At 60.9% G+C, this 25,440-nt stretch carries 21 protein-coding genes; 16 read left to right on the top strand and 5 right to left on the bottom strand.

Going from position 1 to position 25,440, the window contains the following annotated elements; genetic code table 11:
* Positions 1–47: 47 nt before the first annotated feature.
* Complete coding sequence (locus tag EJV47_RS28655; protein WP_243651107.1) at positions 48–224, bottom strand: hypothetical protein; 177 nt, start codon at positions 222–224, stop codon at positions 48–50.
* 12 nt (positions 225–236) lie between these two features.
* Here EJV47_RS28655 and EJV47_RS10600 point away from each other — a divergent pair, with 12 nt between their 5' ends.
* The 16 genes from EJV47_RS10600 (at position 237) to EJV47_RS10525 (ending at position 22,244) form a co-directional block, all read left to right on the top strand.
* Positions 237–1,343, top strand: coding sequence for a quinol:cytochrome C oxidoreductase (locus tag EJV47_RS10600; protein WP_243651105.1), 1,107 nt, complete (start codon positions 237–239; stop codon positions 1,341–1,343).
* A gap of 43 nt (positions 1,344–1,386) precedes the next feature.
* On the top strand, positions 1,387–2,460 hold the full coding sequence (locus EJV47_RS10595; protein ID WP_126693131.1) for a cytochrome c oxidase subunit II: 1,074 nt from the start codon (positions 1,387–1,389) through the stop codon (positions 2,458–2,460).
* Between the two features lie 24 nt (positions 2,461–2,484).
* Positions 2,485–4,347, top strand: a complete 1,863-nt coding sequence (locus EJV47_RS10590; protein WP_126693130.1) for a cytochrome c oxidase subunit I — start codon at positions 2,485–2,487, stop codon at positions 4,345–4,347.
* Positions 4,348–4,455: 108 nt separating this feature from the next.
* The gene (locus tag EJV47_RS10585) at positions 4,456–5,535 is read left to right on the top strand and encodes a COX15/CtaA family protein (RefSeq protein ID WP_126693129.1); all 1,080 of its coding nucleotides are present in this window, start codon (positions 4,456–4,458) and stop codon (positions 5,533–5,535) included.
* A gap of 52 nt (positions 5,536–5,587) precedes the next feature.
* Positions 5,588–6,451, top strand: a complete 864-nt coding sequence (gene cyoE, locus EJV47_RS10580; RefSeq protein WP_126693128.1) for a heme o synthase — start codon at positions 5,588–5,590, stop codon at positions 6,449–6,451.
* Between the two features lie 99 nt (positions 6,452–6,550).
* Positions 6,551–7,135, top strand: coding sequence for a cytochrome c oxidase subunit 3 (locus EJV47_RS10575; RefSeq protein WP_126693127.1), 585 nt, complete (start codon positions 6,551–6,553; stop codon positions 7,133–7,135).
* 22 nt (positions 7,136–7,157) lie between these two features.
* Positions 7,158–7,925 (top strand): cytochrome c oxidase subunit 3, encoded by a 768-nt coding sequence (locus tag EJV47_RS10570; protein ID WP_165903694.1) that lies wholly within the window; start codon positions 7,158–7,160, stop codon positions 7,923–7,925.
* 91 nt (positions 7,926–8,016) lie between these two features.
* Positions 8,017–8,367, top strand: a complete 351-nt coding sequence (locus EJV47_RS10565) for a cytochrome C oxidase subunit IV family protein (protein WP_126693126.1) — start codon at positions 8,017–8,019, stop codon at positions 8,365–8,367.
* Positions 8,368–8,412: 45 nt separating this feature from the next.
* Positions 8,413–9,045: an SCO family protein gene (locus tag EJV47_RS10560; RefSeq protein WP_165903693.1), complete on the top strand. Its 633-nt coding sequence runs from the start codon at positions 8,413–8,415 to the stop codon at positions 9,043–9,045.
* On the top strand, positions 9,032–9,595 hold the full coding sequence (locus EJV47_RS10555) for a DUF420 domain-containing protein (RefSeq protein WP_126693124.1): 564 nt from the start codon (positions 9,032–9,034) through the stop codon (positions 9,593–9,595). The genes EJV47_RS10560 and EJV47_RS10555 overlap by 14 nt, the downstream gene beginning before the upstream one ends.
* A gap of 47 nt (positions 9,596–9,642) precedes the next feature.
* Entirely contained in the window at positions 9,643–9,900 is a 258-nt protein-coding gene (locus tag EJV47_RS10550; RefSeq protein WP_126693123.1) for a hypothetical protein, read from the top strand.
* A gap of 254 nt (positions 9,901–10,154) precedes the next feature.
* A complete protein-coding gene (locus EJV47_RS10545; protein WP_126693122.1) occupies positions 10,155–13,853 on the top strand; it encodes a sensor histidine kinase in 3,699 nt (1,232 codons plus the stop codon).
* Positions 13,854–14,057: 204 nt separating this feature from the next.
* On the top strand, positions 14,058–17,903 hold the full coding sequence (locus EJV47_RS10540; RefSeq protein ID WP_126693121.1) for a hypothetical protein: 3,846 nt from the start codon (positions 14,058–14,060) through the stop codon (positions 17,901–17,903).
* A 258-nt stretch (positions 17,904–18,161) separates the two neighbouring features.
* Positions 18,162–19,691: a hypothetical protein gene (locus EJV47_RS10535; protein WP_126693120.1), complete on the top strand. Its 1,530-nt coding sequence runs from the start codon at positions 18,162–18,164 to the stop codon at positions 19,689–19,691.
* A 563-nt stretch (positions 19,692–20,254) separates the two neighbouring features.
* Positions 20,255–21,139, top strand: coding sequence for a hypothetical protein (locus tag EJV47_RS10530; protein ID WP_126693119.1), 885 nt, complete (start codon positions 20,255–20,257; stop codon positions 21,137–21,139).
* A 367-nt stretch (positions 21,140–21,506) separates the two neighbouring features.
* Positions 21,507–22,244 carry a hypothetical protein gene (locus EJV47_RS10525; protein ID WP_126693118.1) on the top strand — a complete coding sequence of 246 codons (738 nt, stop codon included), beginning with the start codon at positions 21,507–21,509 and terminating at the stop codon, positions 22,242–22,244.
* A gap of 138 nt (positions 22,245–22,382) precedes the next feature.
* Here the strand turns inward: EJV47_RS10525 and EJV47_RS10520 are convergent, their stop codons facing one another.
* The 4 genes from EJV47_RS10520 to EJV47_RS10505 all read right to left on the bottom strand — a co-directional run bounded on the left by EJV47_RS10520 (position 22,383) and on the right by EJV47_RS10505 (position 25,348).
* The gene (locus EJV47_RS10520) at positions 22,383–23,135 is read right to left on the bottom strand and encodes an SDR family NAD(P)-dependent oxidoreductase (RefSeq protein ID WP_126693117.1); all 753 of its coding nucleotides are present in this window, start codon (positions 23,133–23,135) and stop codon (positions 22,383–22,385) included.
* A gap of 94 nt (positions 23,136–23,229) precedes the next feature.
* Complete coding sequence (locus tag EJV47_RS10515; protein WP_126693116.1) at positions 23,230–24,174, bottom strand: helix-turn-helix domain-containing protein; 945 nt, start codon at positions 24,172–24,174, stop codon at positions 23,230–23,232.
* A 70-nt stretch (positions 24,175–24,244) separates the two neighbouring features.
* On the bottom strand, positions 24,245–24,697 hold the full coding sequence (locus EJV47_RS10510; protein WP_126693115.1) for a hypothetical protein: 453 nt from the start codon (positions 24,695–24,697) through the stop codon (positions 24,245–24,247).
* Between the two features lie 30 nt (positions 24,698–24,727).
* Positions 24,728–25,348: a 3'-5' exonuclease gene (locus tag EJV47_RS10505; protein WP_165903692.1), complete on the bottom strand. Its 621-nt coding sequence runs from the start codon at positions 25,346–25,348 to the stop codon at positions 24,728–24,730.
* Between the last annotated feature and the right edge of the window lie 92 nt (positions 25,349–25,440).

Below are 25,440 nucleotides of genomic sequence, written 5' to 3'. Positions count from 1 at the left end.
CAGCATCGCATCATCATCATGAGCCTGTGACGGCCGAGTACCTGGAGCTACCCGCTTCGGCTCGTCGTCGGTTCATCCTGTTCATTGTCGCCGGCGTCGTTCTCCTGGTCGCCGGGCTGATCATGTCCGCTATGGGTATAGGTAGCGGGCACCACGAAGTAGCGGGTGCGGCGCACGGCGCAGCGGCTGAGCACGGCGCGGCCGGCGCCCACGGCGAAGGCCACGCGGCCGTTTGGTTGCGTCGCCTGTTTGCTTCGTTCTGGCAGAGCAACGTGTTCTTCCTCGGCGTTTCGGCCGTAGGCACGGTGTTCGTTGCCATCAACACGGTAGCCTACGCGGGCTGGTCTATTATGGTCCGCCGCATTGCCGAGGCGTTCAGCGCCTGGATTCTGCCCGGCGGTATTCTGCTGCTGGCCCTGTTCGTTGGCGCCGACCTGCTCGGTGGCGGGCACAACTTGCTGTTCCACTGGCGTACCGAAGGCATCATGGAGGAAGGCCACCCCAACTACGACGCCATTATTGCCGGCAAATCGGGCTTCCTGAACCTGGGCTTCTACATCGGCCGCATGATTGCCTTTGTGGGCATCTGGTGGTTCTTCTCGGAGCGCCTGCGCAAACTCTCGCTGGCTGAAGACCAAATGGGCGGCACCGGCTTCTGGGACAAGAGCATCAACGTCTCGGCCATGTTCCTGGTGCTGTACGCCGTGTCGTCCTCGATTTCGGCCTGGGACTGGGTGATGTCGATTGACACGCACTGGTTCTCGACCATGTTCGGCTGGTACGTTTTTGCTTCGTGGTGGGTATCGGGCATTGCCGGCATCCTGCTGACGGCCATCTACCTCAAGCAAGCCGGCTACCTGCGCTGGCTGAATGCCAACCACCTGCACGATCTGGGCAAGCTGATGTTCGGCTTCAGCATCTTCTGGACCTACGTATGGTTCTCGCAGTTCATGCTGATTTGGTACGCCAACCTGCCGGAAGAAGCCGTGTACTTCAACCAGCGCCTCGGCGGCTTCGACGGCAAGTATACCTGGCTGTTCTTCTTCAACCTGATCATCAACTTCGCCTTCCCCTTCCTGGTGCTGATGACCCGCGACGCCAAGCGTCAGATCATCATGCTGAAGATTGTGGCTATGGCAGTGCTGATCGGTCACTGGCTGGACTTCTATATGATGGTCATGCCCGGAACAATGCAAGGTGACAGCGGGTTTATCATTGAAATCGGCACGGGCCTGCTCTTCCTAGGTACTTTCCTGTGGTTGATGACCAGCCGTCTGGCTAAAGCCCCGCTGGTGCCGATTAACCACCCCTTCGTGGAGGAAAGCGTGCATCACACCACGTAAGCTTCGCGCTGTTCGGACCACTGACTTTCACAACGTACAACTAATGATTGCTCTCGGTATCCTTCTGGCGCTGGTGCTACTGCTGGTCGTGTTCGGCCTTCTGTTCCGGCTCCAGATTCTCACCTCCATTTTCTCGGGTAGCTACGTGCGCCAGATTGGCCTCAGCAACCGGGTAAATGCCATCCTGATGTTGGTGTTCTTGGTCGTTGGCATGGCTGCCTTCGCCTATTCGTTCATCGACAGCTTCGATAAGATGAACCCGCCGATTGCGTCGGTGCACGGCCTCCACACGGAGAGGCTGTTCTGGACTACGATGATTATCATCGGCATCGTGTTCGTCCTGACGCAAGTAGCCCTGTTCGTGTACTCGTACAAGTACCAGTACCGCGAAGGCCGCCGCGCGTTCTTCTACTCGCACAACAACAAAATCGAAGTTATCTGGACGGTTATCCCGGCCATCGTAATGTCGGGCCTGATCTTCGGTGGCTGGAAAGAGTGGACCAACATCATGGGCCCGGCTCCGAAAGAAGCGGTGGAGCTGGAAGTGATGGGCAAACAGTTCAACTTCCTCGTGCGCTACCCCGGCCGTGACAACAAGCTGGGCCGCATCAACTTCCGCTTGATCGATGCAGGCAATGACTTCGGCTTTGACCTGAACGATCAGAAGGCACTGGACGACTTCACCACTACGGAAATTCACATTCCGAAAGGCGTCCCCGTCCTGATGCACATCCGCTCGCGTGACGTGCTGCACGCCGTATACGCTCCGCACTTCCGCGTGCAGATGTACGCCGTGCCGGGTATGCCGACGAAGTTCTGGTTTATTCCGACCAAATCGACCGATGAAATGCGGGCGCAAACTGGTAATCCGAACTTCAACTACGAAATTGCCTGCAACCAAATCTGCGGCAAGAGCCACTACGCAATGAAGGCCACCATTATTGTGGATGAGCCGGACGACTACGTAGCTTGGTACTCGCAGCAGAAGTCGTTTGCCGAACAGAACCCCGACATTCTGGCCGCCTTCAAAAACAAGAAGACGCCGGTAATTGAAGAGGTGCCCGCCGCTACGTCGGCTGCGCCCGCTGCGACGGAAAAGGCTCAGGCCGCCCTCTAACGTAACCAAACGCACGCTTTTCTGATGGCTGCAACTAATATTCCGACGGGCGGTGCCCACGCGCAGGAAGCACCGCACGTGCAACACCACGCCACCGGTGACCACCACGACGAGCATCACGACCACCACGACCAGCACTGGCTGTCCAAGTACGTCTTTAGCCAAGACCACAAGTGGATTGCCAAGCAGTTCCTGATTTCGGGTATTGCCTGGGCGTTTATTGGTGCTACGCTCTCCACGCTTTTCCGTATTCAGCTCGGCTGGCCCGATGCCAATCTGAGCTGGCTGGAGCCCATCCTGGGCCGCTGGATTGATGCCGGTAAGCTCAACCCCGAGTTCTACCTCGCTCTCGTGACTATGCACGGCACCATCATGGTGTTCTTCGTGCTGACCGCGGGTCTGTCGGGTACGTTCTCGAACTTCCTGATTCCGCTGCAGGTAGGGGCCCGCGACATGGCTTCGGGCTTCATGAACATGCTCTCGTTCTGGTTCTTCTTCCTGGCCGGGATTGTAATGTTCATCTCATTGTTCCTCGAAACCGGCCCGGCCGCTGCCGGCTGGACCATTTACCCGCCGCTGTCGGCACTGCCCCAAGCCATTCCGGGCTCGGGCACCGGCCAAACGATGTGGCTGGTGTCGATGGCGCTGTTCATCGTGTCGCAGCTGCTGGGTGGTGTGAACTACATCACCACCGTAATCAACCTGCGCACGGCCGGCATGTCGATGGCCAAGCTGCCGCTGACCATCTGGTCGTTCTTCCTGACGGCTATTCTGGGTCTGCTCTCGTTCCCGGTGCTGTTCTCGGCTGCGCTGCTGCTGATCTTCGACCGTTCGTTCGGTACCTCGTTCTTCCTGTCGGACATCTACATCGGCGGTGAGGCCCTGAATCACGTGGGCGGTTCGCCCATCTTGTTCCAGCACTTGTTCTGGTTCCTGGGGCACCCCGAGGTGTACATCGTAATCATGCCCGCCATGGGTATCGTGTCCGAAGTACTGGCCACGAACGCCCGCAAGCCCATCTTCGGCTACCGTGCCATGATTGGCTCGCTGATTGGCATCTCGCTGCTGTCGTTCGTCGTGTGGGCTCACCACATGTTCGTAACGGGCATGAACCCCTTCCTCGGCTCGGTGTTCATGTTCCTGACGCTGATTATCGCCGTGCCGTCGGCCGTGAAGACCTTCAACTGGCTGGCGACGCTGTGGCGCGGTAACATCCGTTTCACTTCGGCTATGCTGTTCGCCATCGGCTTCGTGTCGCTGTTCGTATCGGGTGGTCTGACAGGTATCATCCTCGGCAACGCCGCGCTGGACATTCAGATGCACAACACCTACTTCGTGGTAGCTCACTTCCACTTGGTAATGGGTTCGTCGGCCTTCTTCGGCATGTTCGCCGGGGTGTACCACTGGTTCCCCAAGATGTTCGGCCGCATGATGGACGAGAAGCTGGGCTACGTGCACTTCTGGCTGACCATCCTGGCTGCTTACCTGGTGTTCATCCCGATGCACTACGTAGGTATTGCCGGCTTCCCGCGCCGCTACTACGCTTACACGGCTTACGAGACGTTCAACCAGTTCGGCAACCTGAACACGTTCATCTCGATTGCCGCCATCATGGCATTCTTCGCGCAGTTCATCTTCCTGTTCAACTTCGTGTACAGCATCTTCCGCGGCCGCCGCGCCACGGAAAACCCCTGGGGCTCGACCACGCTGGAATGGACTACGCCCATCGAGCCCGGCCACGGCAACTGGCCCGGCGCCATCCCGGCCGTGTACCGCTGGCCCTACGACTACAGCAAGCCCGGCGCTCCGGAAGACTTTATTCCGCAGCACGTACCGTACTCGCAGACGGTGTCGTCGAACCTGCCGTACGAAAAGGAAATGGAATAGTCCTAAGCGGCTAGACCAGAAGGAAGGAGCCCCAAAAATGGGGCTCCTTCTTCTTTTTCAACCGTTTCCATCGGACCTTTGCGGCGCGAAACGTTGTTGGAAATTCTGATGGAAATACCCGCTTTTGCCCGCCGCTTCCGCGCGACGGCGACGCTGACGGTGGTGGCCGTGTACGTGCTGATTCTAGTCGGCGGTATCGTGCGCAGCACCGGTTCCGGTATGGGCTGCCCCGACTGGCCCAAGTGCTTTGGACAATGGGTGCCACCGACTGATATCAGCCAGCTGCCGCCCAACTACAAGGAAGTGTATACGGCTCAGCGCGTGGCCAAAAACCAACGTTTGGCTAAGACGCTGAGCCGAATGGGCTTTGCGGAGGTGGCGGCCGACATTTTTGCCCACCCCACGCAGTACATCGAGACGGACTTCAACCCGACTAAAACCTGGATTGAGTACCTGAACCGGCTGACGGGCGTGCTGATTGGCGTATTCATCTTCGCCACGGTGCTGGCCGCCTGGCCTTACCGCCGCCGCGACCCGGCTATTTTCTGGGTTACGCTGCTGAGTTTCATTACCGTGGGCGTGCAAGGGTGGCTGGGCTCCTTGGTGGTGTCGACCAACCTGCTACCGGTGATGGTGACTATTCACATGGCCCTAGCGTTGGTGCTGGTAGCGCTGCTGATGTGGGCGCTGGTGCGAGCCGATAAGCAACTGCCGGCCGTGCCGGTGCAGCCCGCCGCCACGGGCCTAACCTGGGCCCTGGTGCTGCTGGTGGTGCTGACTTTCGGGCAAATTGTGCTGGGCACTCAGGTGCGAGAAAATATCGACATGGTGGCCTTTGGGCTCAATTACCTGCAGCGGGAGCAGTGGGTTGCCCAGCTAGGCGGCTCGTTTGAGCTGCACCGCATCTTCTCGGCCGTTCTGTTGCTGGTAAACCTGTTCGTGGCCCTGAAGCTGTACCAGGCGGGCGTAACGCGGCTCAGCCGCTTGGCTACGGCTTCCATGGTGGTTATCGGGCTGGAAATCCTGGCGGGGCTGGGGCTGGCGTACTTTGCTATGCCGGCAGCGCTGCAGCCCATTCACCTCACGCTGGGCACCCTGCTGTTTGGGGTGCAGTTTCTGGCCCTAGTGCGCTATCGGCAGGCGCTAAAAGCCAGCCGCACAGCCGCGTTTCCGGCCGTTGTTGCGTAACTTTGCGGCCCGATTTGGAGCCGAACGGCCGGCTTGATTGTTTTTGCTGCTGATGATAAAGGCCCGGGCCTACTTCCAATTACTCAAGTTCCGACTGTCGCTGACGGTAGCGTTTTCGGCGGCGGTGGGCTACATGCTGGGCCAGCACGAATTTGCCTGGCGTATCCACTGGGCCGGTGCGCTGCTGGTCATGCTGGGTGGGCTGCTCGTCACGGGCTCGGCCAACACCATCAACCAGATCTACGAGAAGGACCTCGACCGCCTGATGAAGCGCACGGCCAAACGGCCCCTGCCTACGGGCGTGCTTTCCGTGCGCGAAGCCTGGGCTTTCGTGTTCCTGACGGGCCTGGCCGGACTGCTGCTGCTGGGGCTGTACTTCAACCCGCTGACGGCCGCCATTTCGCTGATTTCGCTGATTTTATACGGCTTCATCTATACCCCACTCAAGCGCATTTCGCCCATCTGCGTGGCCGTGGGCGCCATTCCGGGCGGTTTGCCGCCCATGATTGGCTGGGTAGCCGCCACGGGCATGCTCACGGTGGAAGCCTGGATTCTGTTCGGCATTCAGTTCATGTGGCAGTTTCCGCACTTCTGGGCCATTGCCTGGGTGCTCGACGAGGACTACCACAAGGCCGGTTTCAAGATGCTGCCCACCGAGGGAGGGCGTGACTTGCGCACTGCTTTCCAGATCATGACATACACCTTGGTGCTGATTCCGCTGAGTTTGCTGCCGTTCTACTTCGGCATGACCAGCCACATCTACCCCATGGTGGCCGCCATCTGCGGCGTGCTGTTTCTGATGCAGACTTTCTACCTGATGCGCACCGTGAGCAAGAAGGCCGCTATGCGCATCATGTTTGGCTCCTTCCTGTATCTGCCCATCGTGCAGATTGCCCTCGTGCTCGACAAACTGTAATCAAATGGCTGAATGGTTTGCTGGTTAAATTGTTAGTCGTTCAGAAGATGGAGCGACAACCATTTGACCCTTTGACAATTCAGCATTCCCCTTTTCAATATGCACCCTTCCGAGTCTTTGAATAACAAGCAGGCCGGGGTTGGTACGCACCCGCTCCGGTTTATCCTGTGGCTGATGATTATCAGCAGCACCATGGCTTTTGCCGCTTTTACCAGCGCCTACATCGTGCGCCGGGGTGAGGGCAACTGGCTGGACGTCGATTTGCCGCAGAGCATGCTCATCAACACCATCGTGGTGCTGCTGAGCAGCGTGACCATGCAGCTGGCCTATTACTTCGCCCGCCGCGATGAAATCAGCCGGGTACGCATTTTTTTGATTGTCACCTTCCTCCTAGGCATCGTCTTTCTGATCGGCCAGTGGCATGTGTGGTCGGAGCTGGTGCTGGACAACGTCCATTTTGGCGGCGGCGCCAACCCGGCCGGCTCCTTTATCTACGTGCTGATGGGCTTCCACGGGGCCCACATCATTGCCGGCCTGATTTTCCTGGCCAAAACTTTCAATAAGACCCTGCAGTACAAGATTCACTCCCGCAGCATGCTGCCGATTGGCAACTGTACCATCTTCTGGCACTTCCTCGGCGGGCTTTGGTTGTACTTGTATTTGTTCCTACTTTTGAACCACTGATTTCGCCTTTTTTCCGCTCCTTATGGCCAACCCGACCACGACGCTGACCGGCTCAGCGTCCTACGAAGCTCCGCGTAGCGGCACCTGGGACGGCGGTAACGAACCCTTCAAAGCGAGCTACGGCAAGCTGATGATGTGGTTCTTCCTGCTGTCGGATGCTTTTACCTTCGCAGCGTTCCTGACCACCTACGGCATGGTGCGTCACCGTCACCTTGCCTACGTGGGTGAGGCTAAAGACTTCTTCTTTAGCACCATGCACTGGCCCATTCCCGAGAAGGTCTTCAACGCCTTCCCCGGCCTGCACGGCGTCGACATCCCGCTGGCCTTCGTGGCCCTGATGACGATGATTCTCATCGTGTCGTCGGTGACGATGGTACTGGCCGTAGAAGCCGGCCACCGCATGGACAAGGACGACGTGCAGAAGTGGCTGCTGTGGACGCTACTGTTCGGCGCAATGTTCCTGGGCTGCCAGGCCTGGGAGTGGACGCACTTTATCACCGGCTCGGACCACGGTCTGAAAATGGTGGACGGCTCGACGGTGTACGGGGCCAACCTGACGGTCAACGAATACGGCCCGGTGCTCTTCGCCGACCTGTTCTTCTTCATTACCGGCTTCCACGGCACCCACGTATTCTCGGGCCTCTGCCTGCTGACCTACGCCTTCATTGCCACCACCAACGGCACCTTCCACAAGCGCGGCCACTACGAGATGATCGAGAAAATCGGTCTGTACTGGCACTTTGTGGACTTGGTATGGGTGTTCGTTTTCACCTTCTTCTACCTGATTTAACTGCTAAATGGTCTGATGGCTAAATGGCTGGTCGTTCTGACAGCAGAACAATCAACCATTTAGCCATTCAACCATATAACCATTCCACGCAATGGCTCACCACGCTCCCGAACACGATTACAACGCCGAGGGCCACGCCGTCCACGGCAAGGCCAACGTCAAGCCGATTCTGAAGGCCCTGGCCTGGATTGTGGGCATCACCGCCTTCGAATTCCTGCTGGCCTTCACTATGGATGCCGGCTCCCTGCGCAACGCCATTTTCATCATCCTGACCATCTTCAAGGCCTTCTTCATCGTAGCCGAGTTCATGCACTTGCGCCACGAAACCAAGTCGTTGATCTGGACGATTCTGGTGCCGATGGCCCTGCTGATCTGGCTGTTGGTGGCCCTGATTGCCGAAGGTAGCGCCGTGGGCGAAGCCATTTTTGGCGCTGCACGCTAACGAATGAGGCCTCAGCAGGTTCTGATTCTAGGCCTCCTGCTCCTGGTGCCGGTTCTGGCTTTTCTGTTCCTGTTCGGCTTCGGCACCAACCATTTCGCGCTGCCCACTTACTATCCCGTCCGTGTCGACTCGACGCAGGTAGGGGGGAAGTGGCAGCGCGATACGGTTTTTCACCGGGTAGGTAATTTCCGGCTGCAGGACCAGCGCGGGCAGACGGTCAGCCAGCGCGACTTGAGCGGGAGCGTGTACGTAGCCAGCTTCTTCTTCGCTACCTGCCCGCAGGTGTGCCCCCGGCTGAATACCCAGCTGCAGCGGGTACAGGAGAAGTTTCGCAAGGAGGAGCGGTTGAAGCTGGTGTCCTACACCGTCGACCCGCAGCACGACTCGGTAGCGGTACTGGCCGACTACGGCCGGCAGTTCGGCGCCACGCCGGGCAAATGGTTTCTGCTCACTGGCTCCAAGGACAGCATCAACCGGCTGGCTGTGGAGCAGTACAAGGTGCTCACGCCCGGCCCCTCGATGCTGGCGGGCACCGTAGGCCTGATGCACAGCCAGCGCCTGTTGCTGGTCGACCGCGACCAGCATATCCGCGGCATGTACGACGGGCTCGACCCGAAGGAAATTGATCGGCTGATGACCGAAATCCGCATTTTGCTTTACACCTATGACCACCAATAACCCGGGGCTGAACGCGGCACCGGCCACGCCGCGCGGCTACAAAATTGGTATGCTGGCCCTCGGCGCTATCATTCCGGTAGCCGTGGCCGTGCTGTACTACTTCCCGAACGTGTTCCGCATCGAGGGCGCCGACGTGAGCTTTCTGCCGGCCGTCAACGCGGGCATCAACTCCCTCACGGCGCTGGCCTTGGTGCTGGGCTACTACTTCATCCGCCAGAAGGACGTCGCCAAGCACCGCGCCATGATGGGCACGGCTTTCGTGCTGGGCGCCCTGTTCCTGGTGTCGTATGTGGTGTACCACTCGCAGTCGGTTACCACGAAGTACGGCGGCGAAGGGCTGATGCGGGGGATTTACTACTTCCTGCTGCTGACGCACATTGTGCTGGCCGCCGTGACGGTGGGCCTGGTATTGTTCACGCTCTACTTCGCCCTCACCAACCAGTTCCAGCAACACCGCCGCATTGCGCGCTGGACCTTTCCCATCTGGCTGTACGTATCGGTAACGGGCGTTATCGTGTACTTCATGATTGCGCCGTACTACGCGCACTAACCCTTTCCCGTCGGAACTCTACCACCCCGAAGCTGTTGACAAGAGGTATGAAAAAGGTATTGACCACGCTGCTGCCCCTATTGTTGCTGCTCCTGCTGAGCGCCGCGCCCAGCCAGGCCCAGTGCACCATGTGTAAGTCGAACGTTGAGTCGGCGCGCACGGAAAAGGACGCCTACGACTTTTCCGGGCTGAACAAGGGCATTCTGTACATCATGGCTGCGCCCTACATCATCGGCGGCATCGTTGGCTACTTCTGGTACCGCAACGTGCGCCGCAACCGGCAGCAGCGGCCCTCGGCCGCCTAGTGAGGGCGAGGCGCCGAAACAGTCACGGCCTGCGCTGCTGCGGCTGTACTGCCGCCGCGGAGCCCTGCCTGCTGGGCTGCAACTCGTCGGTGTGCGTGAGGTGAGGCGCTGCCGCCAGGCTGCTCACGCCGTGACTGTTTTGCCGCACCCAATTTCTGAAATGCCGCCGCGTGGCGGCATTTTTGCTTGTTGCCTCGCCCACACCAATCCGCGGGGCGTTGAATCCACTGCTACCTGTCCGACCACGCTACTACGTGACCAAGCGTCTTCTCCCGCTTATCCTGCTGCTGCTGGCCATCGGCTGCTTTATCGGGGCCTACCTGAGCAACCAGCTGACCGCGCCCGGCGTGCTGGTGCGCACCGACGTGGCCCGGCTGCAGCAAACCCTGTCGGAGGCGGAGCGGCGGGCCGAGCAGGACGTGGAGACGCTGGCCGTGCAGCTGCTGCGCGGGCAGGGCAGCTTCGCTACGCTGCAGGCCTGCAAGTACCCCACCTTCGTGTTTCGGGGCGCGGAGCTGCTGTACTGGTCGGACCACACTATGCGGCCGGAGCCGACCAACGTGGCTCAGCCCTTCCGCGACAAGCTGGTGGACATGCGCTTCGGCAGCTTCCTGGCTATCCGCCGGCCGGTGGGCAAGTTCGTCATCCTGGCCTACGTGCCCCTGCGGCGGCAATACGGCATCACCAACCGCTACCTCAAGGAAGGCGGCGGCCGGGGCCTGTTCCGCGGCCTCGACGTGGAACTGGTAGCCGGAGCTGAAAAGAACGGCAGCCTGCCGCGGCTGTATTCGCACGACGGGCACTACCTGTTCTCCCTGCGCAGCCTGCAGCCCAACCCCGTCACGGGCAAGTACCTGCCGCTGAGCCTGCTGCTGCTGGGCACCGGGCTGTACGTGGCCGCTTGGCTCACCCTGGCCCGGCGCCTGTTTGGGCGCGGCAAGCCCTGGGCCGGGGCCGCCGCCGTGGTACTGCCGCTGTTGCTGTTCCGGGCCGTGCTGCTGCACTACAACCTGCCCTTCGCCTTTATTGAGCTGCCCCTGTTCGACCCCAAGCTGTACGCAGCGTCCTGGGTGTCGCCTTCGCTCGGCGACTTGCTCATCAACGCAGTGCTGCTGCTGGTGCTGGCCTGGTACGCCCTGCTGCTGTTTCGGCGCTACGGGGTGGTGCGCTACCTGCGCCGCGTTCCGGCGGGCCCGCCCCGGCTGGTGGCGGCCGGGGCAGCCTGTCTGACCTTTTTCGGGCTGCTACTGCTGCTCTACCACTTTTACCTCAGCTCCGTCAGCAACTCGCAGCTGGTGCTCGACGTGACGCAGAGCATCCAGTTTTCGGGCTTCAAGCTGCTGCTGGGCCTGGCCGTGGTGCTGCACACGGGCAGCTACCTCATCGGGTTCTGGCTGTGCACGCAGCTGTACCTGGCCGTGGTGCGCGACGAGCCCCAGCCGGTGCAGCTGCTGTTGCTGGGAGCCTCGGCCCTGCTGGTGCTGCCGGTGGGGCTGACGCTGGGCCAGATGCCGGTGGTGCTGCTGGGCCTGACGCTGGGCTTCTTTCTGGTGCTGCGCATAGCCGGGCTGCGACAGTTGGCGGGCGTGCTGCCGTTTCAGGGAGTAGTATTCCTGTTTCTGATGCTGGGTTTGAGCGCGGGCGTTGGTTCCCTGGCTTTGTACCAGAACTTCCGGGAGCAGTTGATCCAGGGCAAGCAGCGCCTGGCCGGCAATCTGCTCGTCGACAACGACCAGCAGGGCGAGTTTCTGCTGGTGGAGCGGGCCCACGACATTGCCGCCGACCCGCTCTTTCGCACCCGGCTGGCCAACGGCTTCGCCAACCAGGACGTGGTGCGCCAGAAAATCAAGAAGTACTACCTGCGCGGCTACTTCGATAAGTACGAGGTGCGGGTAGCGCTGTTCGACGGCAAGGGCCAACCCATGAACGACGCCGACGGGGTGCTGAGCCTGGCTGCCACCCGCGCCCAGCTGCTGCGCCAGGCCGTGCCTACTGATTTGCCCGACCTCTACCTGCTGCACAACGCCAATTCCTTCGACTCGCGGCGCTACCTGACCTTCGTGCCGGTGCCCACGGTAGCCGGCACCACCGCCACTGTGCTGCTGGAGCTGACCCTGAAGAAGCTCACCGCCAACAGCGTGGTGCCCGAGCTGCTGGTCGACCAGAAGTATTTCCAGTCTGGCCCGGGCAACGACCTGAGCTACGCCGGCTACGAAAACGGCCGCTTGGTGTACAGCGAGGGCGACTTCGACTACGTGAACGAGCTGCCTGCCTCGCTGCTGCGCGACGCCCGCCTCTACAGCACCGGCCTGACCCTGGGCGGGGTGCACCACCTCGGCGTGAAGGGCCCGCAGCAGCGCACCGTGGTGGTGACCACGCCCACCTACGCCGCGGCCGAGTGGCTGGCCAATTTCTCGTTCTGGTTTTTGCTGCACCTGCTGGGCGGCGGCTTCCTGGGGCTGCTCTTGCTGCTGCTGCGCAATCCGCGGCGGCGCTGGTTCCGCACCACGTTCTCGGCCAAAATTCAGGTGTTCATGACCGTGGGCATTCTGGCCACGCTGCTGGTGGTGAGTCTGGCCACGGCCAGCCTGTTTACCGACACCTACAAGCTGGATTTGCGCCGCAGCTACGAGCGGCGCGGCAAGCTGGCCCAGGAAAGCCTGCTGCGCTTCCGCTCCCTGCTGGCCGACTCCACCAGCCGCGGCCGCCTCGGCGAAGTGGCCGAAAACGTATCGACCCTCACCGAAACCGACCTCAACCTCTACGACGCCCGCGGCGAGCTGCTGGTGAGCAGCCAGCCGCTCATCTTCGAGGCCAACCTCATCAGCAACCTGATGAACCCCGAGGCGGTGGTGGCCCTGGCCGAGCGCGGGCAGCCGCGCATCCTGCTCACCGAGCGGGCCGGCTCCCTGTCGTTCAACACCCTGTATCTGCCGCTGCGAGCCACCTCGGCGGCGACGGGCGCGGGCAAGGTGGTGGGCTACGTGGGCATTCCGTTCTTCGACTCGCAGAAGGACCTGAATACCAAGCTCACGGAGCTGACCACGACCATTCTGAACATCTTCACGGTGATGTTCATCCTGTTTCTGGGCCTCACCTTCGTGGCGACGCGCGTGCTGACGCGGCCCCTGAAGCTCATCACCGAGAAGCTGCGCCACACCACGCTCACCGGCAACAACGAGCCGTTGAACTACGAGTCGAACGACGAGCTGGGGCTGCTGGTGCGCGAGTACAACACCATGCTGCACAAGCTGGAAGACAGCAAGCAGGAGCTGGCCATGCAGGAAAAGGAGGCCGCTTGGCGCGAAATGGCCCGGCAGGTGGCCCACGAAATCAAGAACCCGCTCACGCCGATGAAGCTCAGCCTGCAGTTCTTGCAGCGGGCCCTGGCCGAGAAGCGCGGCAACCTGGAGGAAATGATTGGCCGCATCTCGCAGACGCTCATCACCCAGATCGACGTGCTGACCGACATTGCCACTTCCTTCTCCAACTTCACCAACCTGCCGGCCATGCGCCCCGAGCGCCTGACCATTGCCCAGGTGCTGCGCCGCTGCGTGGCCCTGCACCAGCACGTGCAGCTGGAGGTAGCGCCCGGCGCCGAGGAAGCCGTGGTCTTCGCCGACGAGAACCTGCTGGTGCGCACCTTCAACAACCTGCTGCTAAACGCCCTGCAGGCCATTCCCAAGGACCGCGTGGCCGACGTGCACGCCCGCGTGGAGCTGCCCCAGCCCGGCACCGTGCGCATCAGCATCCAGGACAACGGCAGCGGCATCGACGAGGACGTGCGCGACAAGGTGTTCCGCCCCAACTTCACCACCAAGGAAACCGGCTCCGGCATCGGGCTGGCCGTGGCCAAGCGCGGCATCGAAAGCGCCGGCGGCAAAGTGTGGTTTGAAACAATAGTGGGGGAGGGCACCACCTTCTTCATCGAGCTGCCCCAGGCGCCGGGGTAAGGTTTAGGGTAAGAGGGTATGAGGGCAGGAGTTAGAAAGTTTAAGGGGGTATGCAAGTAGTAAGCGGTGAGTTGTCAACTGCTCAACGCCTAAACTCTTACCATCATACCCTCTTACCCTAAAGAGCGGGATTTTTCCGCCCGCGCACGACGTTAGCCCGGCTGGGCGTTATTTCGTCCGCTAAAACAACGACGGGCGCTTTCTATGCCGCATCCGCTACGCCTTGCCATTCGCCTGTTGCTGCTGCTCCTGCTGATGGGGGCCGGCGTGGGCGTGCGGGCGCAGCTGCGGCCAGGCGCGGTGCCCTCGTCGCGGCGCTGCGTGTGGGTGCGCGTGCCCGCCAGGCGCGACACCACTACCTTCCGCCTCAACGATACGTTGACGGTAGTGCCCTCCTCGGTTTCTACTGACGGGCGCAGCGTGGCCTACGACGCGCGCACCGACTTGTACCGCATCTACTGGCCCAGCAGCCGGGTGGAGTCGCCGGAGCCGGGGGAGCCGGACCTACGCCTGCCCACCAACCGGCCCGATTCGGTACTCATCTGCTACCGGGTGCTGCCGGTGCGGCTGGCGGCCCCGCGCTACCGCCGCCCGCGCAGCCTCATGGACTCGTCGAGCTTCCAGAGCCAGCCATTTCGGGGCTACGCCGATTTGGGGCGGCAGGAGCAGATTCTGTCCACGCCGGGCGTGAACAAGACCGGGAGCCTGACCCGCGGCATTTCCTTCGGTAATGCCCAAAACGTGTTCGTCAACTCGGCGCTAAACCTGCAGCTGGAGGGCAAACTCACCGACAAAATCAACCTGACGGCCGCCATCAGCGACCAGAACGTGCCCTTCCAGCCTGAGGGCAACACCCAGCAGCTGCAGGAGTTTGACCGCATCTTTATCACGCTCACCCACCCGCACTGGGCCCTGACGGCCGGCGACGTGGTGCTGCGCAACAAGCCCGACTACTTCCTGCGCTTCTACAAAAACGTGCAGGGCGCCGCCGGGGAGCTGTTTCTGGGCCAACAAGTCAATTCCAGCGTTGGGGCCGGGGCGCTGCTGCCGAGTCCGCTCACGCCCACCAACCCCGGCACCACCGGTCCGCAGCTGCCCGTGCCCAGCCCGCAGACCCTGGACCCGCGCTACCCGACGGAGCGCGGCGCCACCCGCTCGGCCACTGCCACCGCCACGCAGGCCGGTAGCTCCATCTTCGGCCCGTTGCGCAGCTCTACCACCGTGGCGGCGGGCGTGGCCAAGGGCAAGTTTGCCAGCACCACCGTCGAGCCCATCGAGAACGTGCAGGGGCCCTACCGCCTGCGCGGGCCCAACGGGGAGCAGTTCATCATCATCCTGGCCAACTCCGAGCGGGTGTACCTCGACGGCCGCCTGCTCACCCGGGGCTTCGACAACGACTACATCATCGACTACAACACGGCCGAGCTGACGTTTTCCTCGCGCCACCTGATTACCCGCAACTCCCGCCTGCGCGTCGACTACGAATACTCCGACTTCAACTACGCCCGCTCGCTCTACCACCTGAGCCACTACCAGGAGGCCGGCCGCCTGCAGGTACACGCCAACTACTACCGCGAAGCCGACAACCCCGACAACTCGCCCAACCTCGCCCTCGACGACGACGACCGGGCGCTGCTGCGCCGCATCGGCGACAACGTGAGCCTGGCCGTGGCCCCCGGCGCCGACTCGGTGGCCTACGACCGGCGGCAGGTGCTCTACAACCGGGTGCGCTTCACCGACCCGGTGACGCAGCAGACGCGCTGGATTTACACGCTGCTTACCGACTCCACCCGCGGGGCCTACAACGTGCGCTTTACCGACGTGGGCCAGGGCGCCGAGGGGGCCGACTACGTGCTGAGCACCGACCCGGCCAAGGCCAACGCCAACGGCCGCGTGTACGAGTACGTGGCGCCCAACGGGGGCGTGTCGCGGGGGCGCTACCGGCCCGAGCGCCTGCTGCCCACGCCCCTGGACAAGCAGGTCATTTCGGCCGGGGCCAGCTACCGCGTCGATTCCACGCTGACGGTATTCGTGGACCTGGCCTCATCCAAGCTCGATCTGAACCGCTTCTCGCCGGAGTCCTCGCAGGGTCAGGCCATGCGGGTGGGCTACGTGCTGGAGGGCCGCCCGCTGGGCGCCGACGTGCGCAGCTACCGCCTCGCCGACGGCCGCCCGGCCTACGCCCGGCGCACGGGCCTGGGCGGGCACTGGCAGGGCTACCGGCTGCGCTCCGCCCTCGACTACGAGTACACCAGCCGCTCCTTCGCGCCCATCGACCGGTACCGCGACATCGAGTTCGACCGCAACTGGAGCACCGGGGCCACCCAGCAGAGCAACGCCACCGGCGGCCGCATCTCGCGCGAGGACAACATCCTCAACTTCTCGGTGGGCGTGGCCAAGGACCCCAACAACGCCGTGAACTACCGCGTGAGCCGCCGCTACCGGGCCGGCGAGGTCAGCGGCATTCAGCACTGGCTCGACGGGGCGCAGAAGGTGGGCGACCTGGAAATGCGCGGCTCCCTGTTCATCCTCGGGGCCGATGCCGGCCGCCGCCGCAGCACCTGGACGCGCGGCGAGGCGGCCGTGCGCTACACCGGCGGCCCGGTGGTGCCCGGCTACGCCTACCGCTTCGATAAAAACCGGGTGCGCCTGCCCTCCGGCGACTCGCTCAGCTCAGCCAACTACTTCGACGAGCACGCCGTGTTCCTGACCAGCCAGGACAGCGCCAAAACCAAGTACCGCCTCGACTACACCTACCGCCGCGACCAGACGCCCACGGCCGATTTGCGCAGCCTGCAGCGCCGCGGCACCGCCCAGACCTGGCAGGGCCAGCTCACCACCCGCCTCGGCAAAAACCAGGACCTGAGCCTGCTGGCCACTTACCGCGACCTGGCCGCCCGCGACTCGGCCCGGCAGCGCACCGTGCTCGGGCAGGGCGCCTGGAACGTGTCTTTGTTGCAAGGGCAGCTGCGCTCCGAGCTGGCCTACAGCGTGGCCACCGGCCGGGAGCCCAAGCGTGACTACGTGTTCATCCCCGTGCCCAACGGGCAGCAGGGTCAGGGCACCCACTACTACGCCGGCGACCTGAACAACAACAACCGCCAGGACAAGGAAGAATTCCTGGAAGCGGCCACGCCCGACGCCGTGTACCGCACCCACATCAAGGTGTTCCTGTTCACCGACAGCTACGTGACGGCCTTTACCAACCGCTTCAGCTACCGCCTGAGCCTGGGCGCCCCCCGCAGCTGGCGCGACGCCAAGAACTGGCGCGCCACCCTGGCCCGCTTCAACGTCATCAACACCGTGACGCTGGACCGGCGCACCACCGACAAGGACCTGCTGGCCCGCCTGAACCCCTTCGCCTACCAGACCGCCGACGACCAGCTTTTGTCGCTGAGTAAGGTGCTGCGCTCCACCCTGTACTTCAACCGCTCCAACCCCATCTTTGGGGCCGAGCTGACGGTGCAGCAAAGCCAGCAGAAAACCCTGCTGGCCCAGGGCTCCGAAACGCGCAACCTCGCCAGCCAGAACGTGCTGCTGCGCCGCACCCTGGCCACGGCCCTTACCTCGCGCCTGGGCGCCACCCGCAGCATCCGCGAAAACCTGAGCTACCTGCCGCTGCGCAACTTCCGCCTGGAGCAGTACGAGCTGCAGCCCGAGCTGAGCTACCAGCCCTCGGGCGTTTGGCGCTTCACCGGCGCCTACCACCACACCACCAAGCGCAACACCCTGCAGCTCGACCCCAACGAGCCCCTGGCCCGCGGCGCCTTCGACGAGCTGAGCGTGGAAACGCGCATCAGCCAGGTGGGCAAGCGCACCCTCTCGGGCACGGCCAGCTACGTGCGTGTGGGCTTCAAGGGCGTCGAAAACTCGGTTATCGGCCTGGAAATTCTACAGGCCCTGCGCCCCGGCAACAACGTGACCTGGAACCTGAACGTGGAGCAGCGCCTCAGCAACGGCCTCAACATCACCCTCAGCTACGACGGCCGCAAACCCGACGGCCTGCGCGTGATTCACACCGGCCGGATGCAGGCGGCGGTGCTGTTTTAGGCTATAGTAATATGTAGCTCTATATTGCGTTGGTCTGATCCAATCCTTAATTCATTCAGCGTATGCGTAAAACATTTTCATTGGTGCGGTGGGTAGTAGCGTTGGCATTGTTGGTGGGCACGGCCCAGTCGTGCACAGAGGTGCCGGACGTATGTATTGGAGGAAAAGGCGCAGGCGGTCAGCAGCAATCTGCAGAGCCTGACCGTGGCTGAAGCCCGGGAATGGTACGACAAGCCCTCGGAACCGCCTTACCCGCGGATGCCGCTTGACCTACGCTGGGACGATGCCGCGGTGCTCAGCAACGAGCAAGGCGATTATGTAGTGGTGCCCATCGTGGAGTCGCTGATAGTGTTCAGCGGGGAGTACAAAGGTCACCGTCGGCTTATCATCAGCAAGGAGGGCGGTGAGGTAACGGGCCGCATCGTCGAGTTCTTGCTGAAAGGAGCAGAGCGCTCCGCCAACGAGGTAAACCTGCTCTGCCGCGACGTCTACCAGAGCCACCTGGCCGGCAATTGGTACAGTGGCAGCAGCCTCAACGGGTTGGTGGCCTTTTACAACAAGGACAACCTGTTCATGGCCGGTAAAAACTACGTGGACGGAGTCGTAGGGGAAGACGCCTGGATAAACTTTGAGCTGGATTCCGAAACACCTTATGGCAACCAGCAACGGCTTTCCTGCTTCAGGATGGTATTGCATATGACCACTTCCAGTACGGACCAAATGGTGGCGATGGTATGCTACGTTTACAATGATTCACCAGGTACTGCGGGTGATAACGGCGGAACTGGCTCTAACCCGGGAGGACAAAACCCGGGAGGCTATCCGGTTGGCGGTGGGCCCGGCTCACCCGCTAACCCCGGCACTGGCTACCCACCTGTTAGCACTGGAGGCGGTGGGTATGGCGGGAATAATCCGAATGCCCTAAAATTGCTAACAAACCGGTTACTGGCATCAAAAACTGCTCTTTTTGACAATTGTCCAATACAGCTTTGGTTGCCTCTTATAAATTTTCAAGCACCTCAGGCTGTTCTGGATAGATTAGATGCTTTGTCGCAACAAGAAAAGAACAGCATCGGCTTGGGGAACCTATCCCCTATTATCCAGCCTGATTGGGATTGGCAGCTACAAGCGCTTGAAGATGCTGCAGGTACCGTTTTGAATATGGATGAATTTTCAGTTATCGTGAATGCTATGCCGACTGTCAATAATCAGCAATTGACTCCAAGCCAGTTGTTGTCATATATCAGGTTGAACCTAAATAGTTTAGTGACTCCTAATACAACCAATTTTCAGCCACATCCTTCGCTGAATAATGAAAGTAGTAGATGGCTAAACAATCCATTTACCAGTATCGTTTCTATAGGTATATCTGCAGGTCCGCTACAAGACAATGGTTCTGTGATTGTCAGTGAATACACGAATAATCACTGGAATTTTTCTACCATAAGAGACCCGTACAACGCCCACCATCCGGTGAGCGGTACCAGGCAATTTGGGTATGAGCAGTTAGGGAGTGGTGCAATCAAGTTTTATGTACGTGGAGTAGACCGTGTAACGTTACCAGCTGACGAGTGGATAGCATTTGCTTCACAACAAGTCAACGGCGGGACCCCAATTCAATTTACTCAGGCAGATGCATTATGGCATCAATTTCAGCAAGGGTTAAAAAATTATGTTGATGCAAACGGAGGCAGTGCGACTGTTGTAAATACTGCGCCCCTAAGACCCAACTGGGCACAAGTGCTTAATGCGTTGCGAAACAATAGACAGTATGTGCCATGCCCATGAAGAGAATAATAAGGTTCTATGCCTTGGCATGGTTCATGTGCGCTCTAATAAACACATGTTCAGGAACATTGTGGTATGTATGGATAGATAAAAATAATAATTGGTTGCCATATCTAGTTGCTTTGTTTATCTATGAGGCGTTTTTCCTTATGCCGGCTTATTTGTTCGTTATTTATATTTATAGAGTGTTGGTTGAATTTTTGTCGAAAAAAGTGCTAGTACTAGGTGTATATATGTGTATTGTGGTTGCTTTGTTGACAATAGGACTATTAGTTATAATTGTGGCATTGCTGACTATTGGTCGGCAGCAAAATTATTTACGGATACTATTTGTTGTCTGTGCGCATCTTCCTTCAGGAGTAGTATTAGGTATACTGTATTACAGGAGCATGATAAAGAATTTAAGTAGATGAACGACAAAGTGAAGTGGTTAGATTATGGACTTTACCTCATCCGATTTAATGTACTAAAGCGGCTTTGACCGATTCCATTTACCCCCGAATTGGCACGAGTTAAGCTGCGCCGTATCGATATTATTCCAGCCCACAACCACTGCCCGCGTCATGTCCTTTGTAAGCAAAAGTCATTGGATATTGTTCCTGTTGTTAATATGCGGTTGGAATGCCAAAGCCCAACGACCACCCGCCGACCTTAGTGGCTACCTCGATATATCTGCCCTACCTGGCCGGAAGTTCTTGGTAGAATCAGAGGGCACCCGCTACCGGGTGCCGCGGCGCACCGTGCTGGTAAACGTGTTGGTGAGCTTGGCGGACATAAAGACGAAGTACGGCGTAGCCAGCCAATTACCGGTGCGCTACGACCGGGACTCACTGTTGCTGGTGTTTGCAGCCGTGGAAGGCAATCCTGGTTTCCCAACTCAGCAGCTCTGGATGCCCTACGAAGACCAGCCCTTGCTTAATCCGAAAACGTTCTTTACTGACTGCCTGGGGCGGCTGGACTTATACAAACGAGAAGGGTACAGCACCTACAATGATATAACCCGCTGCTTATACATCAAGCCGGTAGTAACAATAAAAGGGACAAGGCAGACCTTGGGTGGAATAGTGCTTACCGAGCCGTTTCTGGTTATGCCCATACCGTTCCTAGTATTTGGTCAGTCGGATAATGTCACTATAAACACACTTTCGCCAGCGCTGAGCGAGGCTCTAATGTATACGTCATTTGAAAATTATAATAAATATTATAATACCAATGCTGAAACGTTGAGGGGTATATTGCCATCTAAAATACTTTTACAACGCCTGGATAAAGGATTGTATTACTTTTGGGCCTATCCTCCTAATTTGATGGATGGCCCCAGCCACATTCATGGGGCCGAGAAATTCGTGTACCGACCCGGAGTAGGCATCCTCACCGGTACTTACTCCAACTTCACCGAAGCAGAGGGCCGTGATTTTAAAGTAACGCGCATTACCCGCCTGAAATAGCGGCTACCAGAGCAGCAAGGCAGTGCCGTAACTTACTCATCACGACGACCAGGGCCTTGCACCACTACAACGGCCTACTCGTCGCGACGACCAAGGCGTTGCACCACTACAAGGGCTTACTCGTCACGACGAGTAGGCCCTTGCAGCGTTACAAGGAGCTACTCGTCGCGACGAGTAAGGCGTTGCAGTGCTACAAGAGGCTACTCGTCGTGACGAGTGAGGCGTTGTAGCACTACAAGGGCCTACTCGTCGCGACGACCTGCGCGAATCAAAGATGATGGTATAATAAAAGGAAGAAAAGCCTTGCGAATGGGAAGCTAACCCGCTAACTATTAGGAACCAATTCACCTTTTCTTCCACTACCACCATGATTAGTCATTTCCTGACCAATCCCTTCGCCAATTCCGTGCTCGGCCACCGTCGCTTCGCCCAATACGCCCAGACGCACCTAGAGCGGCTGCGGGCCAAGGACGCCGCCGACGTGCTACTCGAGCCCACCGAAACCGCCCTCAAAGCCCTGCAGGCGGCCGTGAAAACCAACGCTACCTCCAAGGCCAAGGGCGGCAGCAAGCGCCTGAGCAACGACGAGGCCAAGGCCAAGCTGCAGAAGTTCATTGCCCGCAAGTCCGGCGTCATTGCCGATGCCTTCAGCCAGGACGGGGAGGTGCGCGGCGAGGATACGCCCGGCTACCACGCCTTTTATCCCCAGGGCGTGATGGAGTACACCCGCGCCAGCAAGGACAGCATCGAAACCCTGGCTGCCCGCTTCGCCAACGTCGCCGACGAGCACGCCGACACGGTGGGCGCCAAGCTCGCCAAGGACGTGCGCGCCCTGCTCAAGCAGGTGGAAGAGTCGCGGCAGGCCCAGCTGCTGGAAGGCGGCCTCACCAAGGACAGCAGCAGCCAGGGCGCCGCAGAGCGCGAGGAGCTGGCCGAGCAGCTGTTCGTGAACCTGCTCACCCTGCTGCTGCGCCACAAAGCTACCCCCGAAGCCGCCGGCGACTATTTCAACCAGGGCCTGCTGGCTTCCCGTAGCCACGGCGAGGGCGCCGCCGCGAAGTCGACTGCGGCGCTGCATGGCCTGCCCGCCCCGGCGGTGAATTAGCGCCTTCACGCACCCTAAAACGGCCGGGCCGTCGGGCTGCCGCACTTGCGGCACTCCGACGGCCCTTCTATTTGCTTGGCCCAGTCCGGTTCGCGCTACGACGCTTGCGGCGCGGGCGGACGCGGGCTGAAGCCCGCGCTACAGGGCCATGCCGCCGGTCAGCTCCAGGCGCTGGCCGTTCAGCCAGCGGGCGGCGTCGGTGCAGAGAAAGGCTACTACGCCGCCGATGTCCTCGGGCACGGCGGTGCGGCCCAGGGCGGTCATTTGGGCCACCCAGGCGCGGATTTCGGGCGTGTCGGTCATGGCCCCGCCGCCGAATACTGCGCCGGGCGCCACCACGTTGACGGCAATGCCGCGCGGGCCCAGCTCCAGGGCCAGGGAGCGGGTGAATACCTCCACCGCGCCCTTCATGCTGGCGTAAGCCGACACGCCCGCGAAGGAGCTGCGCGTCACCGCCGACGACACGTTGACGATGCGGCCCCCGTCGCGCAGCAGCGGCAGGGCGCGCTGCGTGAGGAAGTACACGCCCTTGAAGTGAATGTTGAGCATCTCGTCGAACTGCGCCTCGGTCATCTCGGCGAAGGGCGTGTTGAGGCTGGTGCTGGCGTTGTTGACGAGGAAGTCGAAGCGGTCGGTGCCGAAGGTGCCCTGCAAGGCCGCGGCCACCTGCTCGAAGAAGCCCGCGAAGGTGCTGATGTCGGCCGCGTCGAGGGGCAGGGCCACGGCCCGGCGGCCCAGAGCCTCGATGGCGGCCACCACGGCCTGGGCCTCGCCTTGCTGGCTGTGGTAGGTGAGGATAACGTCGATGCCCTGCTGGGCGATTTTGAGGGCCATGTCCTTGCCCAGGCCCCGGCTGCCGCCGGTAACGAGGGCTACTTTGGAAGTGCTCATGCGGAGTGCGTTTGTCGCGTTGAATTGAACACGACAAAGGTCCCGCGCCCCGCTGCCGGCCGCGTTGTAGGCGGCAATCAGCTTGTTGTACAAATCAAGCCGCGGCCATTTCCAGATTGCGGAAGGCACCGGGGCTCACGGCGGCGTGGCGGCGGAAGAAGTGGGAGAAGTGGGCCACGTCGACGAAGCCCAGGCAGTCGGCAATTTCCCAGAGCGTCCAGTCAGTCTGGCGCAGCAGCACCTTGGCTTCCTGCGCGAGGCGCCCGCCGATGAGGTCCGAGGTGGTGCGGCCGGTGCTGTCCTTGAGCACCTTGTTGAGGTGGTTGACGTGCACGGCCAGCCGGTCGGCAAAGTCCTTGGCCGTGCGCAGGGCCACGCGCTGCTGGGGCGAAGTCAGCGGAAACTGCCGCTCCAGCAGCTCCACAAAGCGCCCCGACAGCCGGGCCGCCGCCGACTGTACCGGGTGCGCCGGGGCGGCGGGCTGCCGCTTCTGGCCCAGGTGCAGCAGCTCCAGCACGTAGGCGCGCAGCAGGTCGTACTTGTGGGCGTAGTCGGAGGCCATTTCCTCGTGCATCCGCTCGAAAATGGCCGTGGCCCGCGCCGCCTCGACCGCGCTGAGCTGAAACACGGGGTAGCCGCTGCCCCGGAACAGCGGCAGCTCGTCGGGGGAGAGGCCGCCCAGGACCGGCAATAGAAACTCGGCCGTGAACAGGCAGAACTGCCCCTGCTGCGCCTCCACGGGCCACCACTGAAACGGCACCTTGGGCGTCGAAAACACCAGCGCGTCGGGCTCAATATGGATGGTCTGGCCCTGATACTCCGTGCGGCTGCGGCTGCGCAGCAAGCTGATTTTGTAGAAGGAGCGGCAGGGGTAGGGTACGCCGGTCGGCAGCTTGGTCGTCGCCCAGAAATCGGCCAGGTCGAACACGTTGAAGTGGCCGACTTCGCGCTGAATCTGTTGGGGCAGCAGCAGGCTCAAATCGGTGCCGATGCAGGGGGCCAGCTCCTGGTACAGGGCGGTCAGCGCGGTGGTGGTCATGGCGGCGGAAGCTTGTAGGATTCAACGCTCCCGAACCCGCGACGGGGCGGAAAGTTTGTCGAGCCAAGAGCTAACTGCTCAGTAACTGGCTTCTTAATTCTGTGAAAGCCTGACTGTATCCAACTCGATCAAAGACGAACGGGCCAACAGGTTCGTCGTCGGGCACATCTGGCTCGTCGTCGCCAAAATTCCAGCCGAAATCCTTCCAGATAACGGTGGTATCATGAATTTCAATGGTGGCTGTGATGGCACCGCACGCTAGGTTGCCGCATTCGGCGCACACATAAAAACACGTACGCTCCTGATTCAGCAGCGACTTTTCAACGCCCAAGAACAGCTTGATTACGTGTTCAAGAACCTTATCACTTCGGTGAGGATATAAAATGCTGGTCTTGTGCGCTTTTTCCAGCTGCAGTAACTGGCTGAGCGAATTGCCAGAGACGATAAAATCAAAATAGACCTGGGTGAGCGAAGCAGCCGTTGCCTCGTGAACTTCGGTCAGCGCAAAATGCAGCGTATCCATAAGCACTGGACGGACAAGTAACGCCCGCCGCTACCAGCGCCAGGACGTGCGCGCCGCCCGCGGCTTGTGGGCGCTGCCGATGCCCTTGGTCAGCTCCCGCTGCTTCCAGGCCCAATCGAAGGGGTGGCCGCTGCGCAGGGCGCGCAGGGTCAGCTCGGCGCAGGCCAGCGCGTCGGAGAGGCTGTCGTGGTGGTTGAGCGTCAGCTCGAAGCGCCGGGCCAGCTCGTTGAGGCGGTAGGAGTCGTAGCCGGGGTGGCTGGCGCGCATCAGCTTCACCGAGCACAGGCTGTGGAAGGCGGGCACCGGCAGGGCGTAGGCGCGCAGCGAGTGTTCGAGCACGCTCACGTCGAATGGCGCGTTGTGGGCCACTACCACCTGCTCCTCCACGAAGGGCCGCAGCAGGGGCCACAGCTCGGGCAGGGCGGGGGCCGGGCGCAGCTGCTCCAGGGAAATGCGGTGGACGGCGTAGTTCATGGGCGCCACCCGCAGCTCGAAGGGCCGGATCAGGTGCTGCTGCGTCTCCACAATCTGCCCGCCCTGCACCCGCACCAGCCCGATGGAGCAGGCGCTGTGCCGCTGCTCGGTGGCCGTTTCAAAGTCGATGGCCGTGAAGTTTAGCTCCTGGAGGTCCTGGCGTATTTTCTGCTGCATGGGGCGCGGGCAAAGGGGGCAAACGAAAAAAGCCCGGCAACCCGAAGGTAGCCGGACTCGAAAGGTACAAGCCCCGCGGCCGATGCGCCAAG

This window comes from Hymenobacter gummosus, assembly GCF_003970915.1.
GTDB lineage: Bacteria > Bacteroidota > Bacteroidia > Cytophagales > Hymenobacteraceae > Solirubrum > Solirubrum gummosum.
This window is presented reverse-complemented; position numbering and strand designations above follow the sequence as displayed.

Excerpts from the sequence above, each read along its gene's own strand:
- EJV47_RS10585 (WP_126693129.1), top strand. The coding sequence starts at position 4,456 with ATGGAAATACCCGCTTTTGCCCGCCGCTTCCGCGCGACGGCGACGCTG.
- EJV47_RS10530 (WP_126693119.1), top strand. The coding sequence starts at position 20,255 with ATGTCCTTTGTAAGCAAAAGTCATTGGATATTGTTCCTGTTGTTAATA.
- EJV47_RS10590 (WP_126693130.1), top strand. The coding sequence starts at position 2,485 with ATGGCTGCAACTAATATTCCGACGGGCGGTGCCCACGCGCAGGAAGCA.
- EJV47_RS10570 (WP_165903694.1), top strand. The coding sequence starts at position 7,158 with ATGGCCAACCCGACCACGACGCTGACCGGCTCAGCGTCCTACGAAGCT.
- EJV47_RS10575 (WP_126693127.1), top strand. The coding sequence starts at position 6,551 with ATGCACCCTTCCGAGTCTTTGAATAACAAGCAGGCCGGGGTTGGTACG.
- EJV47_RS10505 (WP_165903692.1), bottom strand. The coding sequence starts at position 25,348 with ATGCAGCAGAAAATACGCCAGGACCTCCAGGAGCTAAACTTCACGGCC.
- EJV47_RS10550 (WP_126693123.1), top strand. The coding sequence starts at position 9,643 with ATGAAAAAGGTATTGACCACGCTGCTGCCCCTATTGTTGCTGCTCCTG.
- EJV47_RS10565 (WP_126693126.1), top strand. The coding sequence starts at position 8,017 with ATGGCTCACCACGCTCCCGAACACGATTACAACGCCGAGGGCCACGCC.
- EJV47_RS10540 (WP_126693121.1), top strand. The coding sequence starts at position 14,058 with ATGCCGCATCCGCTACGCCTTGCCATTCGCCTGTTGCTGCTGCTCCTG.
- EJV47_RS10525 (WP_126693118.1), top strand. The coding sequence starts at position 21,507 with ATGATTAGTCATTTCCTGACCAATCCCTTCGCCAATTCCGTGCTCGGC.
- EJV47_RS10510 (WP_126693115.1), bottom strand. The coding sequence starts at position 24,697 with ATGGATACGCTGCATTTTGCGCTGACCGAAGTTCACGAGGCAACGGCT.
- EJV47_RS10555 (WP_126693124.1), top strand. The coding sequence starts at position 9,032 with ATGACCACCAATAACCCGGGGCTGAACGCGGCACCGGCCACGCCGCGC.
- EJV47_RS10535 (WP_126693120.1), top strand. The coding sequence starts at position 18,162 with ATGCCGCTTGACCTACGCTGGGACGATGCCGCGGTGCTCAGCAACGAG.
- EJV47_RS10515 (WP_126693116.1), bottom strand. The coding sequence starts at position 24,174 with ATGACCACCACCGCGCTGACCGCCCTGTACCAGGAGCTGGCCCCCTGC.
- EJV47_RS10595 (WP_126693131.1), top strand. The coding sequence starts at position 1,387 with ATGATTGCTCTCGGTATCCTTCTGGCGCTGGTGCTACTGCTGGTCGTG.
- EJV47_RS10520 (WP_126693117.1), bottom strand. The coding sequence starts at position 23,135 with ATGAGCACTTCCAAAGTAGCCCTCGTTACCGGCGGCAGCCGGGGCCTG.
- cyoE (WP_126693128.1), top strand. The coding sequence starts at position 5,588 with ATGATAAAGGCCCGGGCCTACTTCCAATTACTCAAGTTCCGACTGTCG.